Origin of the sequence: Micromonospora sp. H33 (assembly GCF_052068455.1) — a bacterium.
Taxonomy (GTDB): Bacteria; Actinomycetota; Actinomycetes; order Mycobacteriales; family Micromonosporaceae; genus Micromonospora.
Window position 1 is genome coordinate 71,110 of sequence record NZ_JBQHDE010000012.1, and the last position, 25,551, is coordinate 96,660.

Here is a 25,551-nt window from a genome sequence, read left to right on the forward strand (position 1 = left end):
CGTGACCATCGTGGACACCTCGGAGCGCCGGCAGCTCCGCGAGCTGACCCGGGCGTTCGTGACGAGGGAGGTGCTGCCGCACCTCGACGACTGGGAGCGGGCCGGCGAGGTCCCCCGGGATCTGCACGCCACCGCCGCGAAGATCGGCCTGCTCGGCATCGGCTTCCCCGAGGAGGTCGGCGGCAGCGGCGGCGACCTGCTCGACTCCATCACCGTCACCGAGGAGATCATCCGTTCCGGCGGGTCGTCGGGGCTGATCGCGGCGCTGTTCACGCACGGCATCGCGCTGCCGCACATCGTCGCCGCCGCCGGTCAGGCAACCGCCGGCCCTCTCGGTGCCCGGACCGCCGCCGGTCAGGAACGGCCGGCCGGCGACGCCGACCTCATCGACCGGTACGTCCGCCCGACCCTCGCCGGCACGACGATCGGCGCGCTCGCCGTCACCGAGCCGGACGGCGGCTCGGACGTAGCCGGCCTGCGCACCACCGCCCGCCGCGACGGCGACCACTACGTGGTGAACGGCACGAAGACCTACATCACCAGCGGCCACCGGGCCGATTTCGTGACCACCGCGGTCCGCACCGGCGGGCCGGGCGCGGGCGGCATCTCGCTGCTGGTGATCGACAAGGGTACGCCCGGCTTCACCGTCGGGCGGCGGCTGGAGAAGCTGGGCTGGCACTGCTCGGACACCGCTGAGCTGTCCTTCGCCGACGTGCGGGTGCCCGCCACGAACCTGGTCGGCGCCGAGAACACCGGCTTCCTCGCCATCATGCGGAACTTCGCCGCCGAGCGGATCTCCCTGGCCACCCAGGCGTACGCGACCGCGCAGCGCTGCGTCGAGCTGGCGACCCGCTGGTGCCGGGACCGGGAGACGTTCGGCCGCCCCCTCGCGAGTCGCCAGCTCGTCCGGCACCGCCTGGCCGAGATGCACACCCGCGCCGAGGCGGCCCGCGCCTACGTGCACACGGTCGCGGCCCGGGTCGCCGCCGGGGAGCCGGTGATCAGCGAGGTGGCGATGGCCAAGAACGTCGCGGTCGCCGCCTGCGCCGAGGTGGTCGACGCCGCGCTGCAACTGCACGGCGGCTTCGGCTACCTGCGCGACGCCGAGGTGGAGCGGCACTACCGCGACCAGCGCATCCTCGGCATCGGCGGCGGCACCACCGAGATCATGAACGAGATCATCGCGAAGGGCATGGGCCTGTGACCACACTCGACACCGCGATAGACCCCGCTTCCCCCGCGTTCCGGGCCAACCGCGAGGCCCTGCTGGAACGCCTCGCCGAGCTGGACGCCGCGCTCGACCAGGCCCGAGCCGGCGGCGGCGAGAAGTACGTGGCCCGCCACCACAAGCGCGGCAAGCTGCTTCCCCGGGAGCGGATCGAGCTGCTGCTCGACCCGGACAGCCCGTTCCTGGAACTGTCGCCGGTGGCCGCGTACGGCACCGACTTCCCGGTCGGCGCCAGCGTAGTGACCGGCATCGGCGTGGTCGAGGGCGTCGAGTGCCTGATCATCGCCAACGACCCGACGGTACGCGGCGGCGCCGTCAACCCGTGGTCGCTCGCGAAGACCCGGCGGGCCGGCGAGATCGCCCTCGCCAACCGCCTGCCGATGGTCAACCTGGTCGAGTCGGCCGGCGCGGACCTGCCCACCCAGGCGGAGATCTTCATCCCCGGCGGACGGGTGTTCCGTGACCTGACCCGGCTCTCCGCCGCGAAGATCCCCACGGTCAGCGTGGTCTTCGGCAACGCCACCGCCGGGGGCGCGTACGTGCCGGGCATGTCCGACCACGTGATCATGATCCGGGAGCGGTCGCAGGTCTACCTGGCCGGGCCGCCGCTGGTGAAGATGGCCACCGGCGAGGACGCCGACGACGAGTCGCTGGGCGGCGGGGCGATGCACGCCAGCACGTCCGGCCTGGCCGACTACCTCGCCGAGGACGAGCGGGACGGCATCCGGCTGGCCCGGCAGTGCGTACGCCGGCTCAACTGGCGCAAGGCGGGCCCGCCGCCGCGCAACCCGGTCCCCCAGCCACCGAAGTACGACCCGGAGGACCTGCTCGGCATCGCCAGCGCCGACCTCAAGGTGCCGTTCGACCCGCGCGAGGTCCTCGCCCGGGTGCTGGACGGCAGCGAGTTCGACGAGTTCAAGCCCAGCTACGGCACCGCGCTGGTCACCGGGTGGGGCGAGCTGCACGGGTGCCCGGTCGGCGTGCTCGCCAACGCCCGGGGCGTGCTGTTCAGCGAGGAGGCGCAGAAGGCGGCGCAGTTCATCCAGCTCGCAAACGCGTCCGACACCCCGCTGATCTTCCTCCAGAACACCACCGGCTACATGGTCGGCACCGAGTACGAGCAGCGCGGCATCATCAAGCACGGCGCTCTGATGATCAACGCGGTGTCGAACTCGACGGTGCCGCACCTGACGGTCAACCTCGGCGCCTCCTACGGCGCCGGCAACTACGGCATGTGCGGGCGGGCGTACGAGCCGCGGTTCCTGTTCACCTGGCCGAACGCCAAGTCGGCGGTGATGGGCCCGGCGCAGCTCGCCGGGGTGCTGTCCATCGTGGCGCGGCAGGCCGCCGCCGCGAAGGGCCGCGCGTACGACGAGGAGTCCGACGCCGCGATGCGGATGATGGTCGAGCAGCAGATCGAGTCCCAGTCCGGGGCGCTCTTCCTCTCCGGCCGGCTCTACGACGACGGCGTGATCGACCCCCGGGACACCCGTACCGTCCTCGGGCTCTGCCTGTCGGCGATCCACAACGGACCGGTGAAGGGCGCCGACGGCTTCGGCGTCTTCCGCATGTGAGGACACGATGATCCAGAAGCTGCTCGTAGCCAACCGGGGCGAGATCGCCCGCCGGATCTTCGCCACCTGCCGGTCCCTCGGCGTGCAGACGGTCGCCGTGCACTCCGACGCCGACGCCGACGCGCCCTTCGTCGCCGAGGCCGACCAGGCCGTCCGCCTGCCCGGGAACACGCCCGCCGAGACGTACCTCCGGATCGACCTCATCCTCGACGCGGCCCGCAAGGCCGGCGCGCACGCCGTCCACCCGGGCTACGGCTTCCTCGCCGAGAACGCCGAGTTCGCCACGGCCGTCACCGACGCCGGCCTGACCTGGGTCGGGCCGCCCGCCAAGGCGATCGCCGCGATGGGCGACAAGATGGCCGCGAAGGCGCTGCTCGCCGAGGCGGGCGTACCGATGCTGCCCACCTGGACCGACGCCGACCAGGTCACCGACTTCCCGGTGCTGGTGAAGGCGTCCGCCGGGGGCGGCGGGCGCGGCATGCGCGTGGTCCGCGACGCCGCCGGACTCGCCGAGGCCGTCGCCAGCGCGCGCCGCGAGGCGGCCGCGGCGTTCGGCGACGGCACGGTCTTCATCGAGCGGTACGTCGAACGCGGCCGCCACGTCGAGGTGCAGATCTTCGGCGACGGGTACGGGACGGTGGTCGCCCTCGGCGTCCGCGAGTGCTCGATCCAGCGCCGCCACCAGAAGATCGTCGAGGAGGCACCGGGCGTCCTCCCGCCACAGGTGCGGGAGCGGCTGCACGAGGCGGCGGTGGCCGCCGGGCGCGCGGTCGACTACGTCGGCGCCGGCACGGTCGAATTCCTACTCGCGCCCGACGGCGACATCCACTTCCTGGAGATGAACACCCGCCTCCAGGTCGAGCACCCGGTCACCGAACTCACCACCGGCCTGGACCTGGTTCGGCTGCAACTACTCGTCGCCGAGGGCGAGCCGCTCCCGGTGGCGGCGACCCCGCCGCCCGACGGCCATGCGATCGAGGTACGCCTCTGCGCCGAGGATCCGGCGCAGGGCTACCGGCCGGCGACCGGAACCCTGCACCGGTTCTCTCTGCCCGGGGTGGCGGCCGAGTTCGGGCCGCTGGCTGGGCCGGGCTTGCGACTCGACTCCGGCGTGGTCGACGGCTCGGTGGTGGGCGTCCACTACGACTCGATGCTCGCCAAGGTAATCGCCTGGGCACCCACCCGCGCCGAGGCGGCCCGCGCCCTGGCCGGCGCCCTCGCTCGGGCCGAGCTGCACGGCGTGGCGACCAACCGCGACCTGCTGGTCCGCGTCCTGCGCAGCCCGGAGTTCGCCGCCGTCGACATCGACACCGGCTTCCTGGACCGGCACCCCGAGGTCTTCGCGCCGCTGCTGCCGGCCGACCAGCTTCCCCTGGTCGCCTTGGCGGCGGCCCTCGCCTCAGCCGCCGGCCGCCGGGCTTCAGCCTCGGTGCTGGCCGGGCTGCCCTCGGGCTGGCGCAACGTGCCCGCCTTCCCGCAGGTCACCCGCTTCACCGGCCCGGACGGCGGCGAAATCGAGGTCCGCTACCGGCTGGACCGCACGGGCGCGCTCGCCGACTGGTCCACGAACCCGGCGACCGACACCGCCGTCTCGCTGGTCGAGGCCGCCCCGGAGCGCGTCGTGCTCGACGTCGACGGGGTTCGGCGCGCGTACCGCGTACACCGGGAGGGGTCGGAGGTCTTCGTGGACGGCCCGGACGGGGCGGCGAGCCTGGCCGAGCTGCCGCGCTTCCCCCTGCCCACCGCGGAGCTGGCCGCCGGGTCGCTGCTCGCGCCGCTGCCCGGCGCGGTGACCCGCGTGCACGTCGAGGTCGGCCAGCGGGTCGCCGCCGGTGACCTGCTGCTGACCCTGGAAGCGATGAAGCTGGAACACCCCGTGCTCGCCCCGACCGACGGCGTGGTCGCCGAGCTGCCGGTCCCCGCCGGCGGTCAGGTCGACACCGGCGCCGTGCTCGCCGTGGTCAACCCCCTTGAGGAGGCTCAGTCATGAACTTCGACCTCACCCCCGAGCAGGACCAGCTCCGCGACGCCGTGCGGGCGCTGGGCAAGCGGTACGGACACCGGTACTTCGTCGAGAAGGCCAAGGCCGGCGAGCACACCACCGAGCTGTGGAACGAGGCCGGCCGGCTGGGCTACCTGGGCGTGAACATCCCCACCGAGTACGGCGGCGGGGGCGGCGGCATCACCGAGCTGGCCATCGTCTGCGAGGAGCTTGCCGCGGCCGGCTGCCCGCTGCTGCTGCTCGTGGTCTCCCCCGCCATCGCCGCCACGGTCATCAACCGGCACGGCACCGAGGAGCAGCGCAAGCGCCACCTGCCCGGCCTCGCGGACGGCACCCAGAAGATCGTCTTCGCGATCACCGAGCCGGAGGCTGGCTCGAACTTCCACCGCCTCGGCACGGTCGCCCGCCGCGACGGCGACGACTGGGTGTTGTCCGGCCGCAAGTGCTACATCTCCGGGGTCGACGACGCGGGGCACGTCCTCGTGGTGGCCCGTACCGAGGACGCCGTGAGCGGGAAGCTCAAGCCGGCGCTGTTCATCGTGCCGACCGACGCTCCCGGGCTGACCGGGTCCAAGCTGGACATGGAGATCCTGTCCCCGGAGAACCAGTTCCTGCTCTACCTCGACGACGTCCGCCTGCCCGGCGACGCGCTGGTCGGCGAGTCGGTGGAGGCCGGCCTGCCGGCGTTGTTCTCCGGTCTCAACCCGGAGCGGATCACGGTCGCCGCGATGGGCGCCGGCACCGGCCGGTACGCCATCGAGCGTGCTTCGGAGTACACGGCCACCCGGGCGGTGTGGGGCGGGCGGACGATCGGCTCCCACCAGGGGGTGTCGCATCCGTTGGCGCACGCGGCGGTGCAGGTGGAGCTGGCCCGGCTGATGATTCAGAAGGCGGCGGTGCTGTACGACGCCGGGCGCGACCTGGAGGCCGGCGTGGCCGGCAACATGGCGAAGTACGCGGCCGGGGAGGCGGCGGCTCTGGCCGTCGACACGGCTGTGCAGGTGCACGGCGGCGCCGGCATGACCACGGAGTACGGAGTGGCGACGCTGCTCGGGGCGGTACGGGCGGGGCGGATCGCGCCGGTCAGCCGGGAGATGATCCTCAACTTCGTCGCCCAACACGTCCTCGGCCAGGACAAGTCGTACTGAGAGAGCCCTCCAGCCGGGTCTCTGGGTCCAGCTCCGCACGGTCATTTAGCGGGCGGAGCTTGATCTCTTCGTCGACGCCGATACGGGGCACCGTTCGTTGTCGATCGATGCCCTCCTGCACGGCATAGCGAGGCCGCCTCTGCTGTCTTGTGTCGTCTATTGGCGGCCGCTGGTGGTCGTCTCGCTGCCTCGTCGCGCTGTCTCACCCCAAAGCTCACACGCTTTCGAGGTCTGCGACACGACGTTCAGCCTCAACCGGCTGGGGCCATGAACAGGGCGGGAACCTGATCCGGCCTCCGATGGACGGCCTCGTACGTTGATGAAAGAGACCGCAACTGGCGTGAGCAGCGCCCAGGCGCGCTTTCCAAGTCTGCTGACCCGAGTGTGCCCGAGGCCGCGTACATCCTTGACCAGCGGCGCTGATAGCGAACGAATTGCGGCGACCGGTGCTGTACCCCCACGAACGAAACCGGAACTGAGACTGGGACCGGGCGGTGGGGTGTAGCGGTGAAGGGCGTCCGGCTTCGCGGTACGGGTGAGACTTGCGGGTTTTGTGGGACCGGTGTGCTCCAATGGTTGTGCGAGGCCGGTACCACGGTCGACCAACGCCCATACCATGGGCGGCGGGCACGCGGCATGGAGCACCTTCTCCGTGACCGATTCCCCTTGTGGTCGTCTTCTCATACCGGCACGTCGTGACGCACACCCGCCCGAGCGGGGTCCGTTACGTCGGTGGCGTGGCACGTGGGTCCGCCGCCCGAGCTCGGAGCGCCCGCTCCGAACCGACGGCGGTCTACCGCCACGACCACATGGAGAAACACATGATCGACAACGACCGGTCCGCGCCCGTCTTCGATGACGAGGCGCTGTTGACGGACCACGCGCTGGAGGCCCAGGACGACTTTGGCTCCGAGGAGACCGAGTCCGTCGCTGTGGCCTGGAGCCGGTGGAACGCCGAGCTGATGCCCGCGCTGCCGAAGATGGCGGCCGTGCGGCGTGCCTACGACGCGGCGGTGAACGACGGCCTGCCCGAAGAGTTCGCCTGGGCGTTGGCCGACGCGGTGACTGATCCCACCAACCTTCGGGCCGCGCTCAACTCCAAGCGCACGATGCCGGTGGTCGGGGGGAAGTTCGAGTTCATCGAGGTGGACCTGTGGACGCCCGCGGTGACGCCGATGGTGACCAACCACCGGGCCTTTGCCGAGCGGGTGTATCCCGCCTCGGGGTCGGCCGGAGCGCGTGGGCCGCTGCGGGGTCCCGTGTCGGACGAGGGTGTGACCTCAACGCTGCGCACCGAGGCCCGTGACGTGTCGCACGTGCTGGCTGAGGCCGAGCGGGCCCGAACCTTCATCCTGGGCGAGAACAAGCTGGCCGCCTCGATCGCCGAGCGCGGCATCATGATGCCGGTGGACGTCGTCTACAACGAGATCCACCACGAGGACGGCCAACCCCCGGCCTGCCTGCTCGCGACCGCCGAGGGCTCCAGCCGGGTCACCAACGCACACCAGGTACTCGGCATCACCGACGCCCGGACGGTCATGTATGACCTGCCAGCTGACCGGGACAACTTCCGCAGGACGGTCAATGCGATCCTCGGCGAGGATCCGGATGAGCCAGGCCTGACGGCGCGGGCGGCGGAGAAGCGGCGTGGGCGTCGGAACGCCCTGATCGTGCGGGCGCGTGTGATCTTGCGGTTCGTGCCGACCGAGGCATCCGCGTACGACTACGCGCAGGCCATCGGTGGCTACCTGGGCATGCTGCACGTCGACGGGCCCCGCCCCTGGCCCACCACAGGGAAGAACGAGGCCATGGCCGAGTCCGTGGTCCGGGCTTTGCGCCACCAGGGCGCCATCACCGACGTGGAACACGACTACATCGGCGGTTTGATGGAGCCCGAGGTCGCCATCCGCCGGGGCTTCCCCGGAGAGCCCGACGCTCAGGCCGCCTACGTCATCGCCACCATGCTGAACCCGGCGTTCCGGCCGATCGTCTCCCGAGCGATCCGGGACGTCACGGCCGCCGCCAAGGCCTCGCCCTCCAGCAAGGCGGAGGCGGCGGCAGAACTCGCCCTGCGCCCAATCCGGAGCCTGGCCACCAGCCTGCCGGCCGAGGACCCCACCCGCCGCCGCATCGACGCGATGCAGGCGGTCTACCGCAGAGCCTGCCGGATGCGGCTGTACGCCTCCGGCAAGTGGCGGGTGACCGGCCGCTCCCCCCGAGAGCTGCTGACCGACGCTCTGACCGAGCTCACCGGCTCAGCCGGCATCGCGACCGGCGCCGGCGACTACTCCACCCGCACCGAGTTGGCGGCGCTGGCCCAGTTCCACCTCACGCGGTCGGGCGCCCTCCGGCGTGAGCCTTTCGGAAGTGGCGGCACCAACCTGGACAAGCGGGGGCCGCACGACATCCTCCAGGCGATGCTCGAGGACGTCCATGGACTGCACCTGCTCTACCAGGCGATCGTGGACGGCCGGGCCGGCCGCGCACCGCGGATCGTGGACGAGAACGGGCAACTGGTCCACGGACACCTGGACGACAACGACGTCCTCGTGCCCGACCCGGACGGCCCCGAGGTCGAAATCACCGACCGGTGGCTCCGTGACGACGCGTTTCCGCGGCCTGGCCTGAGCCGGCCGATGCCGACGCCGCCGCAGTCGGAGACCCCCGACATGAAGCTCGCCCGGCTGAAGAGCAACGTCGAGCGGTCCCTCGAGGCGCTCGAGGAACAGGTCGAGAGTCTCGAGCAGCACACCGACGATGACGGCACGCCGCTCATCGAGCTCCAGGGCTGGTCGACCGAGTTGCTACTTCAGCGTCTCGACGACCTCCGCAGCAGGATGTCGTTCTGGAACGGCCTCGCCAGCCGAATGGCGAGGCGCGAGCGTCCTGCAACCGACGGCCAGTAGAAGGCGTGGTGGGCGGGCCGCCCGACCGGCGGCCCGCCCACACTGAGTTGAACCAACTACCCGAGTGGCGCGGGGTGTCCCTCGGGACTAGAAGAACACGTGCATGGAGCCCTGCCGGGGCCACTCCGATGGTGTAGCGGGTGCCGCAAGGCGCAGCCACGCGGCGGTGAAGGCGATGCCCGAGCCGACCGATCCGCCAACCTGAGACCGGGCAGTCCTCCCTGGAACTCAACGACGTGGGCGGTGGCCACCACGTCCTGAAATTCTGGAGAGTGACATGCCCACATCGAAGCGCCCCGCCGCGGATCTCCTCTACCCGCTCCTCGCCGCTGTGGGCGTGCCCCCACAGGGCGGCGCCTGTGGCCGGTCCGCGCCGGCCTTTCCAGACGGGAGCACCCAACAGGCGGTGTTCGACGGAGACGTTGAGGACCCGGCCCTGCTTGCTGCCGCGAGAGCCGTCTGTGCCTCGTGCCCCAGCCTGGAGGCTTGTACGGTCTACGCCGCCGAGAGCTTGGACAAGACCACCTTCCTCGCCGGGCTGACCGCCACGGAACGCGAGGCCTTTCGGCGACGCTCAGAACGCACGCTCCATCGCAGGACAGTGGTCGAGCGGATGCGAGCCGAGAACATTACCGCATCGGAGATCAGCTTCTACACGCAGTACCCGATGCGAAGCGTCGAGCTGGACATGGCTGGTCTCGCTGCTGGCTGAGCCAGCCCAGCAGTGCTCCCGGCCGGCAGCCACCTCTGACGGGCATCCCATCCGAGTGGTCGACGGGATGCCACCTCAAGGCTTGAACCGCACCTACTACTGGTCGCCTTCAGTGAGGTGCTCCAGCTGGTCCTCGCTCAACTGCGGAACCGAGGTAAGGTCAGGATCGCCGAGCCGGCTGAGGTGCTCGCTGATGAGACGACGGCTTGCATCGGGCCACGACCCGGGCCGCTCCTGCTTGATCGCCCACGGGCGCCCGGGATGAATTCTTCCCAGTTTGGGCGAGCGCCACGTCGATGTCCGCCACCCGGGCCGTGGTTGCTCCTGCGGCTAGCTCGGCTCTGAGGGGCGGTAGGCGTACTCGGTGGGGATCAGGTCGTCCGACTGGATTACCCAGGGCCGAAGCCACCGCCCTACGCCATCCGAGGCCATCACGCCGTTGTCATGGTTGATCCGAATCTCCGACGCGATGTATAGGGCGTGCTCTGCTACACACCCTGTTGCACCTTGGTTGTGACGAACCTCGTTAGGAGTGAGCACGACCTCGTCGCCATGTGACTGGGTGCCCTTGACCTCGACATGCAACGTCCGTCCATCTGGATTCCGGCAGTCGAGGTCGTAGCCACGGTTGTAGGCTCCGACCCGGTCGACCTCCCAGCCCCACTTGTGCAGGTCGGCTTCGGCCAGGTCCTCAGCGCGGACCTCAATCGCTTTTCGGATGACGGGATCGAGCAGGCGGCCTTGCCGCAGGCGGGCAACGCCTTGGCCCGCTCTGTTGACCACGTCCTGCGGAGCACGCCCAGCCGCTTCCGTCAATCGCGAGAGGTCTAGGGCGACCGGTTCGCGGTAGAGGTAGGCAAGCAGCGGAAGCATGTCGATGACGTCTTGAAACAGGCCGTCGCCTGCCGGCAACTGGCGGCTGTTGTAGCAGCGAGCCAGGACAGTACCCGCCTCATAGTTGTGGATTCGTCTGCGACTCTCCGAACCGACAGACGACAACACGTCGGCGGCCAGATCAATCGTGTCGATGTTCTCCGCGTCGGACGACGTGCCTGCCATGCTTCGCAGTGAGGTTCGCGCCTCGACTGAACGTGAGGCGATCAAATCGCGGTCCTTAGCCGGCCGACGCTTCCCGGCGCGAAACTCACTCGTTCCCTGCATCAGAGACAGGTAGACCCGCGAGCCGTCAGCGGCGAACAGGTACACCAGGTAGAAGCCCTCCTGGGCAGTTGGAGCGTAGTGCCTGGAGAAGATCCGCACCCACGGGACGGGACCGTAACTGCCCCGGCGGCCTCCGCCGTCGACGTCCACGTCCAGATGCTCAAGACCAAGCGAAGCGGTAGCCAAGGGGACCAGGGCCTTCAGGCAGTCAGCGATCTCCTTAGTCGCCATGTCTCTGGCCTGCATGGCAGGTGAGCTGTCGCGTGAGTACCGACCGGCCAGATTCAAGACCTCTTGGAGCAGCTGCCGTAGGCGGTGCTCATACTTACGCAGCTCCAGGCCGGCGAGAGGTTCGGACGGGAGAGGCATGGCCGAGAGCATAGAGATGCTTCGCCGCGGCCAGGACCCCGCGATCCTCGCCTGCCACGCCGGCTGCCTGACACTGCCCCCACCCCCGTACTGCCCGACTCATGACTGGGGGCGTTCTTCTATGACACGCACACACGATCGAGTACTTGATCAAAGTCCGCGGTATAGTTTCCGCATGACGAGCCGCAAGAAGCCCTCCGCTAAGGCAGAGCCGGGTGTGGGTACCAGCATCGAACTGTTCACGGGTGGCGGCGGCTTGGCCTTGGCGATGCATGAGGCTGGCTTCCGTCACCTTCTGGCGGTCGAGTTGGAGCGGCGGGCGTGCGGGACGCTGCGGCTGAACGGGGCTGTCGACTACGAAGAGGGGTCCCCCCTTCCAAAGTCACTAGGCGACCGTTGGCCGCTGCGGCAGGGCGATGTGCGGCAGGTGAAGTTTGACCGGTGGCTTGGCGAGGTCGACGTGGTCGCCGGTGGTGTGCCGTGCCAGCCGTGGAGCCTCGGGGGCGCTCACAAGGGCTTCGATGATCCCCGCAATCTGTGGCCGGAGCTGTTCCGGTGTGTGCGGGAGACTCGACCGCGGGCGATCGTGGCGGAGAACGTCAAGGGTCTGTTGCGGCCATCGTTCAAGCCGTACTACGACTACATCATCCGCGAGCTATCCGCACCGTTCGAGCAGCGGATCGAGGGTGAGGACTGGCGCGACCACGACAAGCGCTTGATCAAAGCGCTCCGGGCTCATGACGTTGACCTGACCGAGCGGTACGACGTCAAGTACAAGCTCGTAAACGCGGCGGACTACGGCGTACCGCAAGTGCGGTGGCGGGTGTTCGTCGTCGCCTTCCGCAAGGATCTCGGCCTGGCTGATTGGGAGTTTCCTGAGCCGACTCACTCGGAGCTCGCGCTGAAACACGCCCAGGACAGTGGCGAGTACTGGGAGGAACACGGCGTCCCCATGCGCGCGGATCTGCTGCCCGAGGTGCTGCCGCTACCTGACGGTAAGCCGCGCTGGCGGACCTTGCGAGACGCGATCTGGCCGGCGTCGCCGTCATCGCGGTCCCTGCGCCTTCCGGAGCCTGTAGGTGACTACATCGAGCACCCAGATTGGCTGCACCATGTCGGCTGGCCGGGCGCCCGCCAGTACCCGGGCCACACTCCCAATGACTTGGACCGGCCGGCGAAGACGGTTAAGGCGGGCGTTCATGGCGTTCCGGGTGGCGAGAGTGTGATGCGGCTTGATGACGGGTCGATCCGGTACATGACGGTCCGGGAGACCGCCCGGGTGATGACCTTCCGGGACGACTGGCGGCTTGACGGCCCACGCGGGGAGCAGATGCGCCAGCTTGGCAACGCCGTGCCGGTGCAGCTTGGGCAGGTGATGGCAGAGTCGGTGGCCAAGGCATTGCAGCAGGCCTCCAACGAGCGTGCATAGGCGACAATCTTTCTATGGCCACTCAATGGCGGGACGCCCCGCCGACCGACTCCACGTGGAAGCCGGTCAAGGGTATGTCAGCCAGCGAACGGGCCGAGGAGCAGGACAAGGCAGCAGGTGGGCGAAGGAACAGGTACCTGCCGGGGGCGTCCGGCCGAACCGTTCTAGCCTCCATCTGTTTGCGGCTACCGCCGAAGTCCCGGCGGGTGTACGCGTACCTTCGCTGGCCGGAAGGACGGAAGACGCGCGAGCGATACGTCTGCCAGGTCGACTGCGACACTCGGGAGGAAAACCTCGCGCAGGCATGGCGCCACGCCCTGAGCGTCGGATTGGCTTCGCTTCAGCGCCCGAAGAAAACGGCGCAGTCGTGGGCCTCATCTCCGGCCGTACGTAGCGTCATGCGCGCCAACCGCTCCCGCGATACCCGGCCAGAAATGGCCCTTCGTTCAGCCGTACACGCCCTCGGGCTGCGCTACCGGGTAGACCGCCAACCGTTGGTCGGACTACGGCGAAAAGCTGACCTAGTCTTCGCCGGGCCGCGCGTCGCCGTCTTCGTAGATGGCTGCTTCTGGCACGGCTGCCCGCAGCACTACCGGCCGTCCACGCGCAACAGCGAGTTCTGGTCAAGCAAGATCGAGGGCAATAGGGACCGCGACGCACAGACCGACGAGAAGCTGGCCGCTGCGGGTTGGACGGTGATCCGCGTATGGGAACACGAGGACACGCAGCAAGCGGCTAGCCGCATCGCGCGGGCTGTGCTGGCCTTGCGCGCCGACCCGCATCAGGCGAAGCCGGAGCACTAGACGGGCACGCCAACAGGAAGATCAGTCACGTCTCGTTCACCATCACATGAGCTGGCCTTCGGTCTCCAACTCCAACTCCATGCTCAACTGTTCGGCAACCAGGGTGTTCCGCTCGGCAGTGGCCTCCGGATCACCCGTCGGATCGAGCTCGTTGTCCACCACCCGGTGCTCAGGGATCTCAAGACCGAGCCGCGCCATCTCAGAGAGGAACCGAGGCTGGTCCTGGACCACCACCCTGGGTCCGCGCTCGTGCTTCTTCTTTGGACGCCAGAGCGGTCGTTGTTGGTATGCCTCCAGTGCTTCGATAGCCGCAGTTCGCTCGTCTCCCTCTTCGAGAATCGACGCAGCGACTGCCAGGCGGACTCTCTCGCGCATCTCGTCCAGCGTGAACCGGCGGTTGCAAAGGCGCCCCGCACGCGGCCGGCCTGGGTGGACTGTGTCCCAGATAGACCGGGCGTTCTGGCGATCAGAGCCTGGGGCGTTCGCGCCAAACCCGGGCATCACGGTGTTCCAGAGAACCGGCCGGTACTCGCGGAGGAGGGCCCGTTCGGCAAGCACAATCCACGCGTCGTCGAGCGGCAGGTAGCGGACCTTGAAATCGGTGACGTTCAGCGTTTGGCTTGCCTCGGCGACGGAGTCCGCATGCTTCTTGATTCGATTGACGAGCTGGAAGCCGTCCGGACTCGCGGGCTCCCCATAGCTGGAGTTGCCGGCCTCAGCCTTCCCGACATAGATCGGGACCTTGCGCTCGGTGTTCTTGAGAGGCGCGTAGAGATCGAAATCTCCGACGTAGTAGAGGGCGTAAACCCCAGCCCCCAGGAAGTCACGGGGAGGGAAGTCGTCAAGCTCGGCCCGCTCCAGTCGCTCGCGCAATACCTCCTGGAGGTTGCCGAGCGCCAGGGGGTCGAACACCTCGACCTGTCGAGCCTGATCACGCCTCGTCGGGCGCCTACGCGTCATGACGGGAGGATAGCGGCAGGTGATCAACGCGCGCTTCCCCGACCATGCCGCTCTTGCGGCTCCGATAGTGGAGATATGAGAACCTAGCCGCCGCCCCAACTGTCGGGTTGCCGACATCTCGGGTGATCCGCAGCCTCATGTCTTGCCCCAAAATCTCCCCAAAATACATGATCGAGCAGCCCGAATGCTTCGTCCCAACCCCGGCCCTGGCCTGCTCGTGGGCGATAGCGAGATCAACAGGGTTTTCACTTGCCGTCCGACACGCCGCTACCCTCTGCGTGTCGGGATTCACCTGACATGAGGCGGGTCTGGTATTACGCTCGACAGGGAGGTACAGTCTTGACTGTACTCAACCGCTCGACTTGCGAGGATTGCGGACGCATCCTGTACGAGCGCGGAGGACAGCTCATGATCGAGGCGGCGCAGATGGCATCGGGGGCGGCTCCTGCAGACGCCTTCATGGAAGAGCTCGACCGCAAGGGCGATTTCGGGAAGCTCGCTGATATCGCAATGCGATTCGAGAATTTTGCCCGCACAGGCTCTCTGAGCGTACCTCTCCAACTCAAGCATCTGCGCAACGATATCCACCAGATTAAGGCCGTCAAAGTTCGACTCCTTTTTTACTACACCACGCATCGCAATCTGAAAACTGTTCGACTCACCAATGGATACGTCAAGCTTGCGATGGAGTGTCCGCCTAGATATATCCGCCTAGCCATGCGTGTGAGGGGAGATGATCAGCAGCTATGAGTCTGTACGGCCGGCTATCCAAGAAGCCAGAAGGAGCGCGAGCACTTTCGGGTGCACGCCTCCGGTACGAGGTCCTTCGTGTGCTGCACTCCGCTCTCGAGAAGTCGGGCATGAGTCAATCGGAACTTGCCGGCAAATTGGGCGTCCGCAAATCCGCCGTTAGCCAAGTCCTTCGGGGCGACGGCAACGTAAGGATCTCGACTCTTGCAGATTATCTACATGCAATGAATTGCGAGCTAGAACTTCGCCTGGTTCCGGTCGGCAAACCGCGAGAAGACGCAGTTAGAGAAATGCGCCAAGCTTGGATTAAAAATAAGTTTGTGCGCGAAGTGCCTCAAGGTTCGGCAGCTCGGCGCAGTCTAGAGGACGTGCAGTGGCACGAAATCGGTCGGGAAAGCCGAGCCGAAAAGACGGTGGCCAGCAAGACAACCTCGCGCACCACTAGAGAGATCCTTCTCCTACTTGAAGGTGAATGTTGACTGAGCCGCCGATTCAAGCAGATCGAGGGCCACTCGCCGCTGCGGAGCTGACGGACGTACTCGTTCAGTCTTTCTCTGCTTCCCTCCTGAGACTGGCAAGCGTCGAGTCCTTGACCCTAGAAATTGGCACCTCCTGGGCAAAAAAGGACGGTGGATTGTTATGCAAGTTCACGGCGAAGTGCCTTCTCTATGACACCGACCCCGACGAACAGGATGACAGCACCGAAGAAGATCATCTGCTCGCCCGACTTGGGTGTGAGATTGTATGCGAATACGGCGTAAATAAAGCCCATCGCGAGCAGTTGTCAAACCTAGAAAAGCCGGCAATAAAAGCGTTCGCGCAAGAGGTGGCACTTCCTGCGGCGTTTCCGTACATCCGTGAAGCTATGAGTTCGATGTCTACTCGCCTTGGCTTTCCTCGCGTCACTCTGGGCACCTTACATCCAGGCTCAGGATTGACATTCTCTTCGAAGACGCTCTAGCGCACAGGCAGTCGCCGCACGTCGGCGCCCAGTGCCAGCTGCCTCCCCAACGACTAATCGCGCCAAGCGCGACGAGGCCGTGGTGGGGCTGCGGCGCGTACACCCCGGGCAGGCCCCGTACCCGCCCCAACCCGCTCGCCCCGGACGAGGTGATCCGGCTACGCGGCGCCCGCCCGGCCGGTCCACCACCCCAACCCGCCACCGGACCCGTGCGGGTGCAGCGGCGCGCCTCCAACAGCGGAGTCGTCATGGTCGTCGGCCAGAAGATCGCCCTCGGCCGCGTGCACGCCGGCAAGACCGTCACCATCGACGTCACCGACACCGACCTGGCCATCCACTGCGATGACGGGACGCGCACCATCCGGCGCACCAACGACCAGCCCGTCACCCGGATCAAGGCCCACCGACCCCGCAAGATCGAACTGTCCGCCGTGGGGGGCTCAGGCTGACCGGGCGACCCAGTAGGTCTGCTTGTGGCCTCGGGCCTCCATCATGGCGGCCGTTGAGTCCGCCTCCGCCCGGGTGTCGTGTCGGGAGACCTCGTACCGGTTGCCGTTGTCGTCCTGCCGCCACACCGTCCAACCCCTGGGGCGGTCCTCGGCCAGCTGCGCAGGCATCGGCCAGATCGTGGTGAATACATCCTCCGGCCAGCCCGGCAGCAACTCGCGGCTCACCGCCATGAAAACCGGACCATGCGAGGTGTCGATACGCAGTTCTCCCACTGGTCCAGATCGTGCGACGCGAACCGTGCCAGCAACCGCGTCAACTCCCGGATCTCCGCGTCACTCAGCGGCCCGCCCGGATCCATGCCCTCCATGCGGCCAGGATCCCAGACCGCCCCAAGCGATCATCAACGATACGATGCCCCCAAATGTCTCCTAGGCCACCTGTCCAGCATCAGGTGAGACGGAAACGTTAAGCATCAGGTGGGACTCGACAGCGGCAGCCGGCTGTCCGACTCCGGTTGATGCGTTACACGTTGCTTCACTTGATACGTGGCACTCCGCCGAGTGCTGGTGGAGATGAGCGTGACCGAACAGCGGCATCTGGCCCTGTTGGAGGGGTCAGGCGGGACTTGCGGTGAGGAGGTAGCCGAATCGGTTCACCGTTGCTCAGGCGTCGAACTTCCCCGCCTTGAGCGCCCCGATGAAGCCGTTCCACTCACCTGGGGTGAAGGACAGCAACGATCCCTGCCGGTCCTTGCTGTCACGGACCAGGACGACCCGGGATGGCGTGGCGACCTCGACGCAGTTGCCGCTTGAGCCGGACCTGGTGCTCTTGCGCCAGGCAGAGCGAGGCAGGTCCATGCCGTGCCCTCCTACGTGATCAAGTCGGCAGCGATCGCACGCAGCGTATCTCGCGTTGGCTTGGGTGCCAGTGCGAGGGCTTGAAGTTGCTCGTGCGCCGCGGCATACGCCGCGATCTCGGAGGGTCGGTCCAGGTACAGCGCGCCCGTCAACGTGTCGACGTACACCATCCGCTCCTCGGCGGCCTCCGGATACGGGTCCGGCATGGGCGGGAAGTCGAGGATCACGAAGCTGCCGTCGAAGCCGACGCCGGCGGAGTAGGGCAGCAACTGAATCTGGACATTGCTCCGGCTCGACTGGTCGATCAAGTGATTGAGCTGCCGATGCAGCACCTCGGGACCGCCGACCATTCGGCGGGCCGCTCCCTCATCGATGACCACACGCAGCATTGGCGGGTCGTCACCAATCAGGATGGCCTGCCGCTCCATCCGTAGCGCCACCTGCCGTTCCACCTCGTCGTCTCGCATCGGGACCGGCGCACCCTGGAACGCGGCTCGGGCGTACTCCTCGGTCTGCAACAGGCCGGGCACCATCTGGCACTCGTACGTGCGGATGACGGACGCCTCGGACTCCATCCCCACGTACGCGGCAAACCAATCGGGCAGGACGTCGCTGTATCGCTGCCACCATCCGCGCTGCTTCGCCTGCCGAGCGACCGCGATGACGGCCTCAGCCTGGTCACCTTCGACGCCGTACAAGGTCAGGAGCGCCCGTACGTCGTTCGGGTGTGGACGGACCTCTGCGGTCTCGATCCGGCTCAGCCAGCTTGCGTCATGGTCAACGCGTCGGGCCGCGTCGGCCGAGGTGATGCCGGCTCGCTCGCGAAGCTGCCGAAGCGTGAGCGCCAATCGTCGACGCCGGACGGTCGGGCTCTGACGTTGAGGCACGTCGTCATCTTGCCATGCGGAAGACCCGACTTCCTTTCGCAGACACGCAGACCGCACTCAGGCGATCCGCATATTGCGGATTGCTGTGATGCGTGAGACGGTCATTGCTGGGTGTGGTGGTCGGATGACCGTGCGTGGCCCGGCCGCCATGCCCCCACACGAGGAGGGCGGGATGAACAGGCACGTCACCTACGACCAGTACGTGTTCGCGGTTGCCCTGACGATGGCCCGCCGACACCGTCCGGTGTGGTCGTGGCAGAAGTGGCAGCGGTTTTGCCGAGGCGGAAGCAACCGGCCCTTCCAGGCAAGACACCGCGTGCCAATCAAACGAGGGCACTGGCCGGGTGAGGGCCGATGACCACGCACAGCCCGGTTTTGCCGATCTGGACGTGCGGCGGCTGCGGTGCCCCCTGGCCCTGCCGCACCCGCTGCAATGAGCTCAAGGCCGAGTACGAGGACGCCCCCGTCTCCCTCGCCCTCTACCTGGGTTCGTGCCTGGTGGCAGCCACCCAAGACATGGCCTGGGCGCCGGCCGGCCTGCTCCACCGCCGTTTCCTCGGCTGGCTGCCATGACCGACCTGCGCGCCGGCACCCTGCTCCACATCGGCCGAGCGGCCAGCGTCCAGTTCCTGAACCCGATCTGGTTCCGCCTAATCAGAGTCCTCGACTGGATCACGTACGACGGCTGGGTCTGGCTGGACGGCTACCAGCTCAACGCCAAGGGCGACGCCGTCGCCCGCCGCACGATCTACGTGCAGAATGCAGGACTCCAAAGATTCAGCGGCAGGCAGCGTCCACCCGGTGCACCGGGCGGACCCGCCGGCCCAGCCCCTCCAGCAGCGAGTCCTCGACGTGGAAGTCGTGGATTCGCAGCCGGTGCCGGGGCAGCTCCTCCTCCGAAGGGCAGAGCACCTGCCCGCGTACCTGGCCCACCGGCACGTACCGAACCCCGCCGCGCTCCTGGAGGATCACCATGTTGACGTCGTCGGTGGTCACCACGTGCCCTCGGATGTCTTCCGAAGCCCCGGCGGAGTCCCCGACGGTGGTGACGGTGAGCGGCAGCACCGGTGTGCTGATCACCGGCAGCGCCACCCAGACCAGCATGGCCAGCACAGCGACCTGGGTGAGCGACGCGAGGGGCCGGATCACCACCCCGGGCAACGGCCCGGCGATGAAGATCGCCAACAGCGGCGGCACCACCAGCAGCACGATCGCCAACCACTCTTCCTGCCGCCAGGCGTCGCGCAGCGTCGGCACGAGCAGGAAAAGGTAACCGCCGAACACCGCTGCGATGACGAGGACCCGGGCCACGGGTTGCTCGTGCAGCCGTTCCGGCCGCACCTGGAACGCCGCGAAGGCCGCGGGCACGAGCAGCGGCAGGTACAGCAGCGGCCAGGTGACCAGGGCCATCAGGAAGCTCGCCGCCACGAACCAGGCCGGCGTGACCTCCATCCAGCGGGCAAAGAGGGGCCGGCGCGCCGCACCATCCACGCTGGCGGCGAGCACCGCGCCCAGCGCGAAGACCGCGACGAGCGTGGTGGCGAGCAGGCGGGCCGCCGTGGTGAGGAAGCCGGCCAGTAGGTTGATCGGCCCGACGTTGGCCACCAGCAGCAGCGTCGTCTGCAACTCGCCACCGGCCTCGACGCCGAGCCGGAGCACCGAGAAGATCGCCGGCACGCCGACCACGGCCGTCCAGAACGACTGGCTGGCCCGCGCCCGGCGCTCGACCTGGTCCCAGCCACCGACGGTCGCCGTCCGGGTCGCGACGGGAGCCGGCTCGACCCGCGCCGACGGAGAACCGAGCGGCGACTCCTGCGACGGCGACGGCGGCACAGGTGGCGTCACTGGTGACGGCGAGGCAGACGGTGGTGCGGGTGAGCGCGGGACGGGCGGCGTGGGCCCACCGGCGTCCGGATCACCCGTGGCAGTGGTCGCCGCCGTACTCACCGCTGTGGCGCCTTGTCGTCGAAGTCGACCAGCTTCGGTACGTCGAGCGGCTGCGGCTGCCGCTTCTCCGCGCGCAGCCACGGCCCGAGCGTCCGGTTGTACGCGGTCTGCCACGGGCTGGTCTGCCCGTTGCGCCCCTGCTGGTAGCTCTTGTCGAGGAAGTACGCGACCAGGTCCCGCAGCGCCGGGTCGCCGATCGGTACGCCGACGCCGAGCAGTTCGCTGGTGCCGAACGGCATGTCGACGATCTCGAACTCGGTCGGGTGGCTGGCCAGGAAGCCGGCGAGGATCGTCTCGTCGGAGCTGACGGCGTCGTACCGGCCGGCGCGGATGCCCTCGACGCAGTCCCAGACGTCCTTCACCACGACCGTGGGGACCTGGTGTTTCTCCAGCTCCGCCTCGGTGGTGGAACCGCCGCTCGTGCAGATTTCGTACTTCGGGTTCCGCAGGTCCTCGATGGTGCGGATGGCGTCCTTGTGGCGGGTGGGGACCAGCACCTCCTGCGTGGTGACGAAGTACGGCCCGGCGAAGCTGACCAGCTTCTTGCGCTCGTCGGTGATGGAGAAGCTGGAGACCACGAAATCGACCACGCCGCCCTGGAGTGCGGGGATCCGGTCCTCGGTGGACACGTTCACGAACTCGACCCGCTGCTCCCCCTCGTACCCGAGGGAGGCGGCGATGTAGCGGGCGATCTCGACGTCGAAGCCGACGTGAGCGCCGTTGCGTACCTCGCCCATCAACGGCTCGTCGTCCGCCACCCCGATCCGCAGGACGGGCTGGCCCCAGATGTGGGACTCGCGGAGCTTCTCCTGCACCGAGGGCAGGTCCGGCTCCCGCTGGCTGTCGCAGCCGGCGGCTGCGGCCAGGAGCAGCGTCGTGGCCACGGCGACGGTGGTGGCGACCGAACGAAACCGAGACATAGTCAACCTCGCTACGCGGCGGAGCCTGTGGGAAACCGACGGTAGCGGTCGCCGTCGAACGTGAGGAAGAGCCGGGGTACGGCGGGCGCCCGATCGCCCGCCGTACCCCGGGGTCCGTCAGCGGACGGTCAGCGTGCCGACCGCGGGCAGCGGCGCCACCACCGGCGGAAGCTGCTTGCGGTCACCGCGACGCGGTGCGTCCTGCGCGGCGCGGGCGTTCGACGGCTTCGCCCGCTCGGTCGCCGCAGGCTCGTCCGGCAGCGGCACGAACGGCTGGATGTCACCCACGCACACGGTGCCCTTCGCGGGCAGCGTGCCCCGGATCAGGTACGCGTCGACGGCGTCGGTCACGCAGGCCGACGTCCCGTACGCGGTGTGGCCCCAGCTGTCGCTGCTGAGCAGGCGGCTGTTCGGCAGGAGCTTCGCCGAGGCGACCGCGCCCTGGTAGTTGGTGGCCGGGTCCCAGTAGTTGCCGACCACGAGCACCGGCTTGCTGGTCTTCCGGTTGAACGGCCCGGTGAACCGGTCCTCGTCCCGCACGGTCCAGGTGTCGCGGGCGCAGGGCGAGGTGCCCCACGTCCACAGCCGGCCGAAGTACGGGTCCCGCTTGTCGGCCTTCGCCGCCCGCGCCGGCCACGAGCCGGCGTTCTTCGGGTGGTTGCCGTCGGTGCAGTCCACGCCGAGGAAGGTCTCCAGCCCGTTGTTGTACGGGAAGTCGAACTTCCGCTGCTGCCGCGCCTGAGCGGCGAGCCGGACCACGCCGGCCTTCGCCTCGGTCTTCGCGGCCGGGGAGGATGCCGGGTCGGTCAGCACCAGCAGTTCGGCGGTGAGGCCGACGACCTGCTCGTACCCGAACGGGCCGTAGAGACCGCCCAGAGTGGACCCGACGAAGTCCGCGTAGGTGACCGTGAACTGGCCCAGGTCGGGGTCGTCGATGACGAGCGGCTTGGCGCGCAGGCGCTTGGCCACCAGGTCGTACGAGGCGACCGGGTCACCGGCGGCCAGGGAGCACAGCTCCTCACCGGCCCTCTCGCACCGGTCCAGGATCTCGCGCAGCGCCTTGTACGCGCCCTGGGCGCTGCGCATCCGGTCCTCCTGGGTGACGTCGCGCGCCTTGCCCTGCCCCACCCACGCGTTCGGGTCGAGCACGCCGTCGATCACCAGGGCGCGGACCCGGTCCGGGAACATGTTCGCGTAGTACTGCCCGAGGACGCTGCCGTAGCTGAACCCGAGGAACGTCAGCTTCCGGTCGCCGACCGCCCGGCGCAGCACGTCCATGTCACGGGCGACCTCGGCGGTGGACATGGCGCCGCTGAGCGGCTTCCCGGTGGTGGAGCAGCCCTTCCCGACGGCCTTAGAGGACTTGACGTACGCCTTCTCCTCGGCCTTCGTCCAGGGGAACGCCACGTTCAGCCCCGCGTACGCCTTGGTCTGCTCCTTCACCGACGGGAAGCACCGGACCTGCTCGCTGGCGCCGACGCCGCGCGGGTCCACACCGACCACGTCGAAGCGGTCGAGCACCTCGTCACCGAGGAAGTACGGGGCCGCGAGCGCGATGTCGGTGCCGGAGCCGCCCGGACCGCCCGGGTTGACGAAGAGGCTGCCGATCCGGTTCTTCTGGTCGCGGGCCTTGACCCGCAGCAGGGCGATCTCGGTCGTCGCGCCCTTCGGGTGGTCGTAGTCCAGCGGCAGCTCGACCGTGGCGCACTCGGCGTAGTCGTAGCACGCGTACCAGTCCAGCTTGGGCGTGGGGACGCGGTCGACCCGACGCGCCTCGGCGGGGCTCGTGCGGTCGGACGTGACGGGCCGACCCCAACCGGCCTGTGCGGGTGCGGCGGTCGCGGGTGCGACCGCCAGTCCGCTGAGGAGGATGCCGGCGATGCCGGCGGCGGCGAGGGACCGGGTTCGTCGTGGCATGTGGACGCCTTCCCTTGGACGACAGGAAACGTGTCGAGGCATCGCTCGACCCCCGCCACTCTAGAGATCGCAGGCAATGAATGTCGCCTCCACAAGAGCCACATTCCTGACAAACCGCGCGGCGATGTAACGAAAAGTTCATGCGAGACGCTGTTTTGGTCTCCACGGCCGCGATCCCCGGCCGTCGAGTTGACAGCCGGCCGTTCGTGGACATCCTGGACGGGTGACGGTACGCAGGCTCGACGCACGGATGGTGGCGCTCGTCGCCGGCGTGGCGGCGGTCGCGCTCCTGGTGACGCTGCTCGTGCTGCGCCGCCAGGACCTCCTCGCGGTCGTCCTGGCGCTGCTCTGCGTCCTGCTGGCGGCGATCTCGGGAGTCGCCGGGGCGGCCGCGCGGGACCGCCGTGAGCCACCCGCCATTCCGGCATCGCCCTCGCCGGCCGACGCACTGCACGCTGTCGACGCCGACACGCTGGAGACCCTCGGCAGCCGGGAGGCGGTGCGCGCGATGCGGGAGCGGTACCGGGGCCGGCCGCTGTCAGCTGACGGTGAAGGTCGGTGACGCCAGCTTGTCCAGGCCGCGCCCGGCCAGGCAGCGGTAGGTGCGGTCGGCGGCGTCCGGCGGGAGCACCTCCAGGTTCCACCCGTCGGTGTACGCGATGCCGCTGGTCAACCGGAAGGTCGTCGGGTTGCAGACGCGACGCACGGCGGGGTCGGTGCTGACCTTGTCGTAGCCGGCGCCGAGCAACGTGTCGGGCAGCTCGCCCTCGACGTAGCTCTCCCACGTGTGCTCGCCCGCGCACGGCACGCGGGCCGCCCGGGCCCGTGCACCGCGCACCTCCATCGGCCCGAAGCACTCCAGCTCGTTGCCGCACCGGGCGCCGTCGGGCAGCTCCGACACCTGCGAACAGGCCGGCCGCAGCACGGACGCGACGTCGACGGTCGGCGACGGGAGCGGCGCGGCCGCCCCGGCGGCAAGCCAGGCACCGGCACCGGCCGCGGCGGCGAGCGCGACCACCCCGGCACCGCCGAGGAACCAGCGGCGCCGACGGCGGCCGGACGCCGGCACGGTGGGGTGCGGGTCCTCCACCGGCGGGCGGGGCGCGGGTCGGGCGGACCAGCCGACGACGTACGGCCCGGACGGCGTGCCGCCGCCGCCGTGGACCGGACCGCCGTGGTCGGGTGCCGCATAGCCGAGCGGGAGGCTGGCCAGCAGGGTCTTCAGCTCGGCCGCGGACGGCCGCGCCCCCGGATCGTTGGACATGCCGGCGCGGAGGATGTCGACCAGTTCCTCCGGCACACCGGGCAGGCCCGGGATCGGCTGGTGGAACATCTCCAGCACGGTGACCAGGCTCGGATTGCGCTCGGAGCGCCAGCGGGGTGGCCGCCCGTGCATCACCGCGTAGAGGGTGGCGCAGAGCGCGTACACGTCGACGGCCGGCGAGGGCGGGCTGTGGTTGAACATCTCCGGCGGCGCGTACGCCGGGGTCAGCACCTCCAGGGCGACCGAGGCGTCCCGCATCTCGGCGACGACGGCGAGCCCGAAGTCGGCCAGCACCGCGCTGTTGAAGTGCGAGTAGAGGATGTTGGCCGGCTTGACGTCGCGGTGCAGCACCCCGGCCGCGTGCGAGTGGGCGATCGCGTCGGCGATCTTCACCCCGAGGTCGCGGGCCTCCAGCGGGCCGAGCGGGGAGGTCCGCATGCGTTCCGCGTACGACCCGTCGCACAGCTCCATGATCAGGTACGGGTGCTGGTCGATCGTCACCCCGACGTCGAAGAGGTCGACCACGTGCGGGTGCGAGGACATCCGCCCGGCCGCGCGCGCCTCCCGGAGGAACCGCGCCTGGTCCCGCTCGCTGTCCAGCGTGCGGTTCTCCACCTTGAGGGCCACCTCGCGGCCGACCGAGATCTGCGTAGCCTTGTAGATCGTCGCGTAGCCGCCCCGGGCGAACACCCGCAAGTCAGTCAGACCGGGCACGATGGGCATCGGCAGGGCGCCGGGCGGGGTGTCGGTCACAGCTCGAAAATACCGAATGGGGCCGGCTGCTCAGTGAACCGCGTCGGCCGCGGGCGGCGGCCCGACCCGATCCGCGGGCTCAGCGGCGGTGGCATCCGTCGATGCGGCGCCGGCCCGGCGGGCGTCCCACCAGAGGCCGACCGCCGTCGCCAGGGCCCCCAGCCCCTCCCAGGCGGCCACGCCGAAGAACCGGCCCGGCGCGACGTCGGCCAGCACCGTGATGGTGAACACGGTGAAGGTGACCAGCCGGAACCAGACCGTGAAGCGGTAGAAGGCCCGCCACTCGGTCGCGGTGGCGAGCAGGTAGTAGACCCCCATGTTGAAGGAGGCCATCGAGGACGCCGTCAGGAAGGTGCCGGTGTAGTCACCGGCCGCGCGGGACGCGGGCACCTCGAAGCCGAGCAGCCGCAGCAGCGACTCCGGCCAGACCAGCCCGAGCGCGCCCATGACCAGCGCGAGCACGCCGAAGACGGCGATCGTCCAGCCGGCGGCGGAACGCGGCAGCTTCATCGGACCCTCCCCGGCCGGCGCGGTCGCACCCCGCGTCCGGCCC

At 68.9% G+C, this 25,551-nt stretch carries 24 protein-coding genes and 1 pseudogene; 15 read left to right on the forward strand and 10 right to left on the reverse strand.

The features are described from left to right. The first annotated feature begins 1 nt into the window (after nucleotide 1). The 6 genes from ACTMS0_RS22815 (at nucleotide 2) to ACTMS0_RS22840 (ending at nucleotide 9,570) form a co-directional block, all read left to right on the forward strand. The gene (locus tag ACTMS0_RS22815) at nucleotides 2-1,204 is read left to right on the forward strand and encodes an acyl-CoA dehydrogenase family protein (protein ID WP_441157290.1); all 1,203 of its coding nucleotides are present in this window, start codon (nucleotides 2-4) and stop codon (nucleotides 1,202-1,204) included. Next, a complete protein-coding gene (locus ACTMS0_RS22820) occupies nucleotides 1,201-2,802 on the forward strand; it encodes an acyl-CoA carboxylase subunit beta (RefSeq protein WP_441157291.1) in 1,602 nt (533 codons plus the stop codon). The genes ACTMS0_RS22815 and ACTMS0_RS22820 overlap by 4 nt, the downstream gene beginning before the upstream one ends. Nucleotides 2,803-2,809: 7 nt before the next feature. Then, nucleotides 2,810-4,792 carry an ATP-binding protein gene (locus tag ACTMS0_RS22825; RefSeq protein WP_441157292.1) on the forward strand — a complete coding sequence of 661 codons (1,983 nt, stop codon included), beginning with the start codon at nucleotides 2,810-2,812 and terminating at the stop codon, nucleotides 4,790-4,792. After that, the gene (locus tag ACTMS0_RS22830) at nucleotides 4,789-5,952 is read left to right on the forward strand and encodes an acyl-CoA dehydrogenase family protein (RefSeq protein ID WP_441157293.1); all 1,164 of its coding nucleotides are present in this window, start codon (nucleotides 4,789-4,791) and stop codon (nucleotides 5,950-5,952) included. The genes ACTMS0_RS22825 and ACTMS0_RS22830 overlap by 4 nt, the downstream gene beginning before the upstream one ends. Nucleotides 5,953-6,773: 821 nt before the next feature. After that, nucleotides 6,774-8,858, forward strand: a complete 2,085-nt coding sequence (locus ACTMS0_RS22835; protein WP_441157294.1) for a hypothetical protein — start codon at nucleotides 6,774-6,776, stop codon at nucleotides 8,856-8,858. A gap of 277 nt (nucleotides 8,859-9,135) precedes the next feature. Then, nucleotides 9,136-9,570 carry a WhiB family transcriptional regulator gene (locus tag ACTMS0_RS22840; protein ID WP_441157295.1) on the forward strand — a complete coding sequence of 145 codons (435 nt, stop codon included), beginning with the start codon at nucleotides 9,136-9,138 and terminating at the stop codon, nucleotides 9,568-9,570. Between the two features lie 330 nt (nucleotides 9,571-9,900). Here ACTMS0_RS22840 and ACTMS0_RS22845 read toward each other — a convergent pair whose 3' ends face one another. Further along, nucleotides 9,901-10,962: an MrcB family domain-containing protein gene (locus ACTMS0_RS22845; RefSeq protein WP_441157296.1), complete on the reverse strand. Its 1,062-nt coding sequence runs from the start codon at nucleotides 10,960-10,962 to the stop codon at nucleotides 9,901-9,903. A 313-nt stretch (nucleotides 10,963-11,275) separates the two neighbouring features. Between ACTMS0_RS22845 and ACTMS0_RS22850 the strand changes: the two genes are divergently transcribed. Beyond that, complete coding sequence (locus ACTMS0_RS22850) at nucleotides 11,276-12,529, forward strand: DNA cytosine methyltransferase (RefSeq protein WP_441157297.1); 1,254 nt, start codon at nucleotides 11,276-11,278, stop codon at nucleotides 12,527-12,529. Nucleotides 12,530-12,735: 206 nt separating this feature from the next. Then, nucleotides 12,736-13,332: a very short patch repair endonuclease gene (locus ACTMS0_RS22855; RefSeq protein ID WP_441157298.1), complete on the forward strand. Its 597-nt coding sequence runs from the start codon at nucleotides 12,736-12,738 to the stop codon at nucleotides 13,330-13,332. Nucleotides 13,333-13,374: 42 nt separating this feature from the next. Here the strand turns inward: ACTMS0_RS22855 and ACTMS0_RS22860 are convergent, their stop codons facing one another. Then, a complete protein-coding gene (locus tag ACTMS0_RS22860; RefSeq protein WP_441157299.1) occupies nucleotides 13,375-14,292 on the reverse strand; it encodes an Eco29kI family restriction endonuclease in 918 nt (305 codons plus the stop codon). Between the two features lie 408 nt (nucleotides 14,293-14,700). On the opposite strand from ACTMS0_RS22860, the gene ACTMS0_RS22865 reads away from it, so the two are divergent. From ACTMS0_RS22865 to ACTMS0_RS22880, 4 genes are all read left to right on the forward strand, one after another. After that, nucleotides 14,701-15,042, forward strand: coding sequence for a hypothetical protein (locus ACTMS0_RS22865; RefSeq protein ID WP_441157300.1), 342 nt, complete (start codon nucleotides 14,701-14,703; stop codon nucleotides 15,040-15,042). Further along, the gene (locus ACTMS0_RS22870; RefSeq protein ID WP_441157301.1) at nucleotides 15,039-15,521 is read left to right on the forward strand and encodes a helix-turn-helix domain-containing protein; all 483 of its coding nucleotides are present in this window, start codon (nucleotides 15,039-15,041) and stop codon (nucleotides 15,519-15,521) included. The genes ACTMS0_RS22865 and ACTMS0_RS22870 overlap by 4 nt, the downstream gene beginning before the upstream one ends. After that, the gene (locus tag ACTMS0_RS22875; protein ID WP_441157302.1) at nucleotides 15,518-16,003 is read left to right on the forward strand and encodes a hypothetical protein; all 486 of its coding nucleotides are present in this window, start codon (nucleotides 15,518-15,520) and stop codon (nucleotides 16,001-16,003) included. The genes ACTMS0_RS22870 and ACTMS0_RS22875 overlap by 4 nt, the downstream gene beginning before the upstream one ends. A 248-nt stretch (nucleotides 16,004-16,251) precedes the next feature. After that, the gene (locus ACTMS0_RS22880; RefSeq protein ID WP_441157303.1) at nucleotides 16,252-16,452 is read left to right on the forward strand and encodes a hypothetical protein; all 201 of its coding nucleotides are present in this window, start codon (nucleotides 16,252-16,254) and stop codon (nucleotides 16,450-16,452) included. Here ACTMS0_RS22880 and ACTMS0_RS22885 read toward each other — a convergent pair. The 3 genes from ACTMS0_RS22885 to ACTMS0_RS22895 all read right to left on the reverse strand — a co-directional run bounded on the left by ACTMS0_RS22885 (nucleotide 16,444) and on the right by ACTMS0_RS22895 (nucleotide 18,197). Next, complete coding sequence (locus ACTMS0_RS22885; RefSeq protein WP_441157304.1) at nucleotides 16,444-16,620, reverse strand: hypothetical protein; 177 nt, start codon at nucleotides 16,618-16,620, stop codon at nucleotides 16,444-16,446. The two genes, ACTMS0_RS22880 and ACTMS0_RS22885, sit on opposite strands and share 9 nt — an antisense overlap. 495 nt (nucleotides 16,621-17,115) lie before the next feature. Continuing rightward, nucleotides 17,116-17,310, reverse strand: coding sequence for a DUF397 domain-containing protein (locus tag ACTMS0_RS22890; RefSeq protein WP_441157305.1), 195 nt, complete (start codon nucleotides 17,308-17,310; stop codon nucleotides 17,116-17,118). An 11-nt stretch (nucleotides 17,311-17,321) separates the two neighbouring features. Beyond that, a complete protein-coding gene (locus ACTMS0_RS22895; protein ID WP_441157306.1) occupies nucleotides 17,322-18,197 on the reverse strand; it encodes a helix-turn-helix domain-containing protein in 876 nt (291 codons plus the stop codon). 354 nt (nucleotides 18,198-18,551) lie between these two features. Between ACTMS0_RS22895 and ACTMS0_RS22900 the strand changes: the two genes are divergently transcribed. Both ACTMS0_RS22900 and ACTMS0_RS22905 read left to right on the forward strand, forming a co-directional pair. Next, nucleotides 18,552-18,770, forward strand: coding sequence for a hypothetical protein (locus tag ACTMS0_RS22900; protein ID WP_441157307.1), 219 nt, complete (start codon nucleotides 18,552-18,554; stop codon nucleotides 18,768-18,770). Then, a pseudogene (locus ACTMS0_RS22905) lies at nucleotides 18,767-19,015 on the forward strand (hypothetical protein); the annotation flags it as partial. The gene ACTMS0_RS22900 and the pseudogene ACTMS0_RS22905, both read left to right, overlap by 4 nt. Here ACTMS0_RS22905 and ACTMS0_RS22910 read toward each other — a convergent pair. The 3 genes from ACTMS0_RS22910 to ACTMS0_RS22920 form a co-directional block, all read right to left on the reverse strand. After that, nucleotides 18,975-20,042: a hypothetical protein gene (locus tag ACTMS0_RS22910; RefSeq protein WP_441157308.1), complete on the reverse strand. Its 1,068-nt coding sequence runs from the start codon at nucleotides 20,040-20,042 to the stop codon at nucleotides 18,975-18,977. The pseudogene ACTMS0_RS22905 and the gene ACTMS0_RS22910 overlap by 41 nt on opposite strands. Before the next feature lie 98 nt (nucleotides 20,043-20,140). After that, on the reverse strand, nucleotides 20,141-21,064 hold the full coding sequence (locus ACTMS0_RS22915) for a transporter substrate-binding domain-containing protein (protein WP_441157309.1): 924 nt from the start codon (nucleotides 21,062-21,064) through the stop codon (nucleotides 20,141-20,143). A gap of 117 nt (nucleotides 21,065-21,181) precedes the next feature. Then, nucleotides 21,182-22,981: an alpha/beta hydrolase gene (locus ACTMS0_RS22920; RefSeq protein WP_441157310.1), complete on the reverse strand. Its 1,800-nt coding sequence runs from the start codon at nucleotides 22,979-22,981 to the stop codon at nucleotides 21,182-21,184. A gap of 223 nt (nucleotides 22,982-23,204) precedes the next feature. On the opposite strand from ACTMS0_RS22920, the gene ACTMS0_RS22925 reads away from it, so the two are divergent. Continuing rightward, nucleotides 23,205-23,543 (forward strand): hypothetical protein, encoded by a 339-nt coding sequence (locus ACTMS0_RS22925; RefSeq protein WP_441157311.1) that lies wholly within the window; start codon nucleotides 23,205-23,207, stop codon nucleotides 23,541-23,543. Here the strand turns inward: ACTMS0_RS22925 and ACTMS0_RS22930 are convergent. Together ACTMS0_RS22930 and ACTMS0_RS22935 are read right to left on the reverse strand one after the other, a co-directional pair. Continuing rightward, on the reverse strand, nucleotides 23,520-24,968 hold the full coding sequence (locus ACTMS0_RS22930; protein ID WP_441157383.1) for a serine/threonine-protein kinase: 1,449 nt from the start codon (nucleotides 24,966-24,968) through the stop codon (nucleotides 23,520-23,522). The two genes, ACTMS0_RS22925 and ACTMS0_RS22930, sit on opposite strands and share 24 nt — an antisense overlap. A 60-nt stretch (nucleotides 24,969-25,028) precedes the next feature. Further along, complete coding sequence (locus tag ACTMS0_RS22935; RefSeq protein WP_441157312.1) at nucleotides 25,029-25,508, reverse strand: hypothetical protein; 480 nt, start codon at nucleotides 25,506-25,508, stop codon at nucleotides 25,029-25,031. Between the last annotated feature and the right edge of the window lie 43 nt (nucleotides 25,509-25,551).

Bases quoted from the DNA above. Each gene is read 5' to 3' on its own strand.
- ACTMS0_RS22825 (WP_441157292.1), top strand. From the start codon at position 2,810: ATGATCCAGAAGCTGCTCGTAGCCAACCGGGGCGAGATCGCCCGCCGG.
- ACTMS0_RS22830 (WP_441157293.1), top strand. From the start codon at position 4,789: ATGAACTTCGACCTCACCCCCGAGCAGGACCAGCTCCGCGACGCCGTG.
- ACTMS0_RS22835 (WP_441157294.1), top strand. From the start codon at position 6,774: ATGATCGACAACGACCGGTCCGCGCCCGTCTTCGATGACGAGGCGCTG.
- ACTMS0_RS22840 (WP_441157295.1), top strand. From the start codon at position 9,136: ATGCCCACATCGAAGCGCCCCGCCGCGGATCTCCTCTACCCGCTCCTC.
- ACTMS0_RS22845 (WP_441157296.1), bottom strand. From the start codon at position 10,962: ATGGCGACTAAGGAGATCGCTGACTGCCTGAAGGCCCTGGTCCCCTTG.
- ACTMS0_RS22850 (WP_441157297.1), top strand. From the start codon at position 11,276: ATGACGAGCCGCAAGAAGCCCTCCGCTAAGGCAGAGCCGGGTGTGGGT.
- ACTMS0_RS22860 (WP_441157299.1), bottom strand. From the start codon at position 14,292: ATGACGCGTAGGCGCCCGACGAGGCGTGATCAGGCTCGACAGGTCGAG.
- ACTMS0_RS22865 (WP_441157300.1), top strand. From the start codon at position 14,701: ATGATCGAGGCGGCGCAGATGGCATCGGGGGCGGCTCCTGCAGACGCC.
- ACTMS0_RS22870 (WP_441157301.1), top strand. From the start codon at position 15,039: ATGAGTCTGTACGGCCGGCTATCCAAGAAGCCAGAAGGAGCGCGAGCA.
- ACTMS0_RS22880 (WP_441157303.1), top strand. From the start codon at position 16,252: ATGGTCGTCGGCCAGAAGATCGCCCTCGGCCGCGTGCACGCCGGCAAG.
- ACTMS0_RS22885 (WP_441157304.1), bottom strand. From the start codon at position 16,620: ATGCCTGCGCAGCTGGCCGAGGACCGCCCCAGGGGTTGGACGGTGTGG.
- ACTMS0_RS22890 (WP_441157305.1), bottom strand. From the start codon at position 17,310: ATGGACCTGCCTCGCTCTGCCTGGCGCAAGAGCACCAGGTCCGGCTCA.
- ACTMS0_RS22900 (WP_441157307.1), top strand. From the start codon at position 18,552: ATGACCACGCACAGCCCGGTTTTGCCGATCTGGACGTGCGGCGGCTGC.
- ACTMS0_RS22915 (WP_441157309.1), bottom strand. From the start codon at position 21,064: ATGTCTCGGTTTCGTTCGGTCGCCACCACCGTCGCCGTGGCCACGACG.
- ACTMS0_RS22920 (WP_441157310.1), bottom strand. From the start codon at position 22,981: ATGCCACGACGAACCCGGTCCCTCGCCGCCGCCGGCATCGCCGGCATC.
- ACTMS0_RS22930 (WP_441157383.1), bottom strand. From the start codon at position 24,968: ATGCCCATCGTGCCCGGTCTGACTGACTTGCGGGTGTTCGCCCGGGGC.
- ACTMS0_RS22935 (WP_441157312.1), bottom strand. From the start codon at position 25,508: ATGAAGCTGCCGCGTTCCGCCGCCGGCTGGACGATCGCCGTCTTCGGC.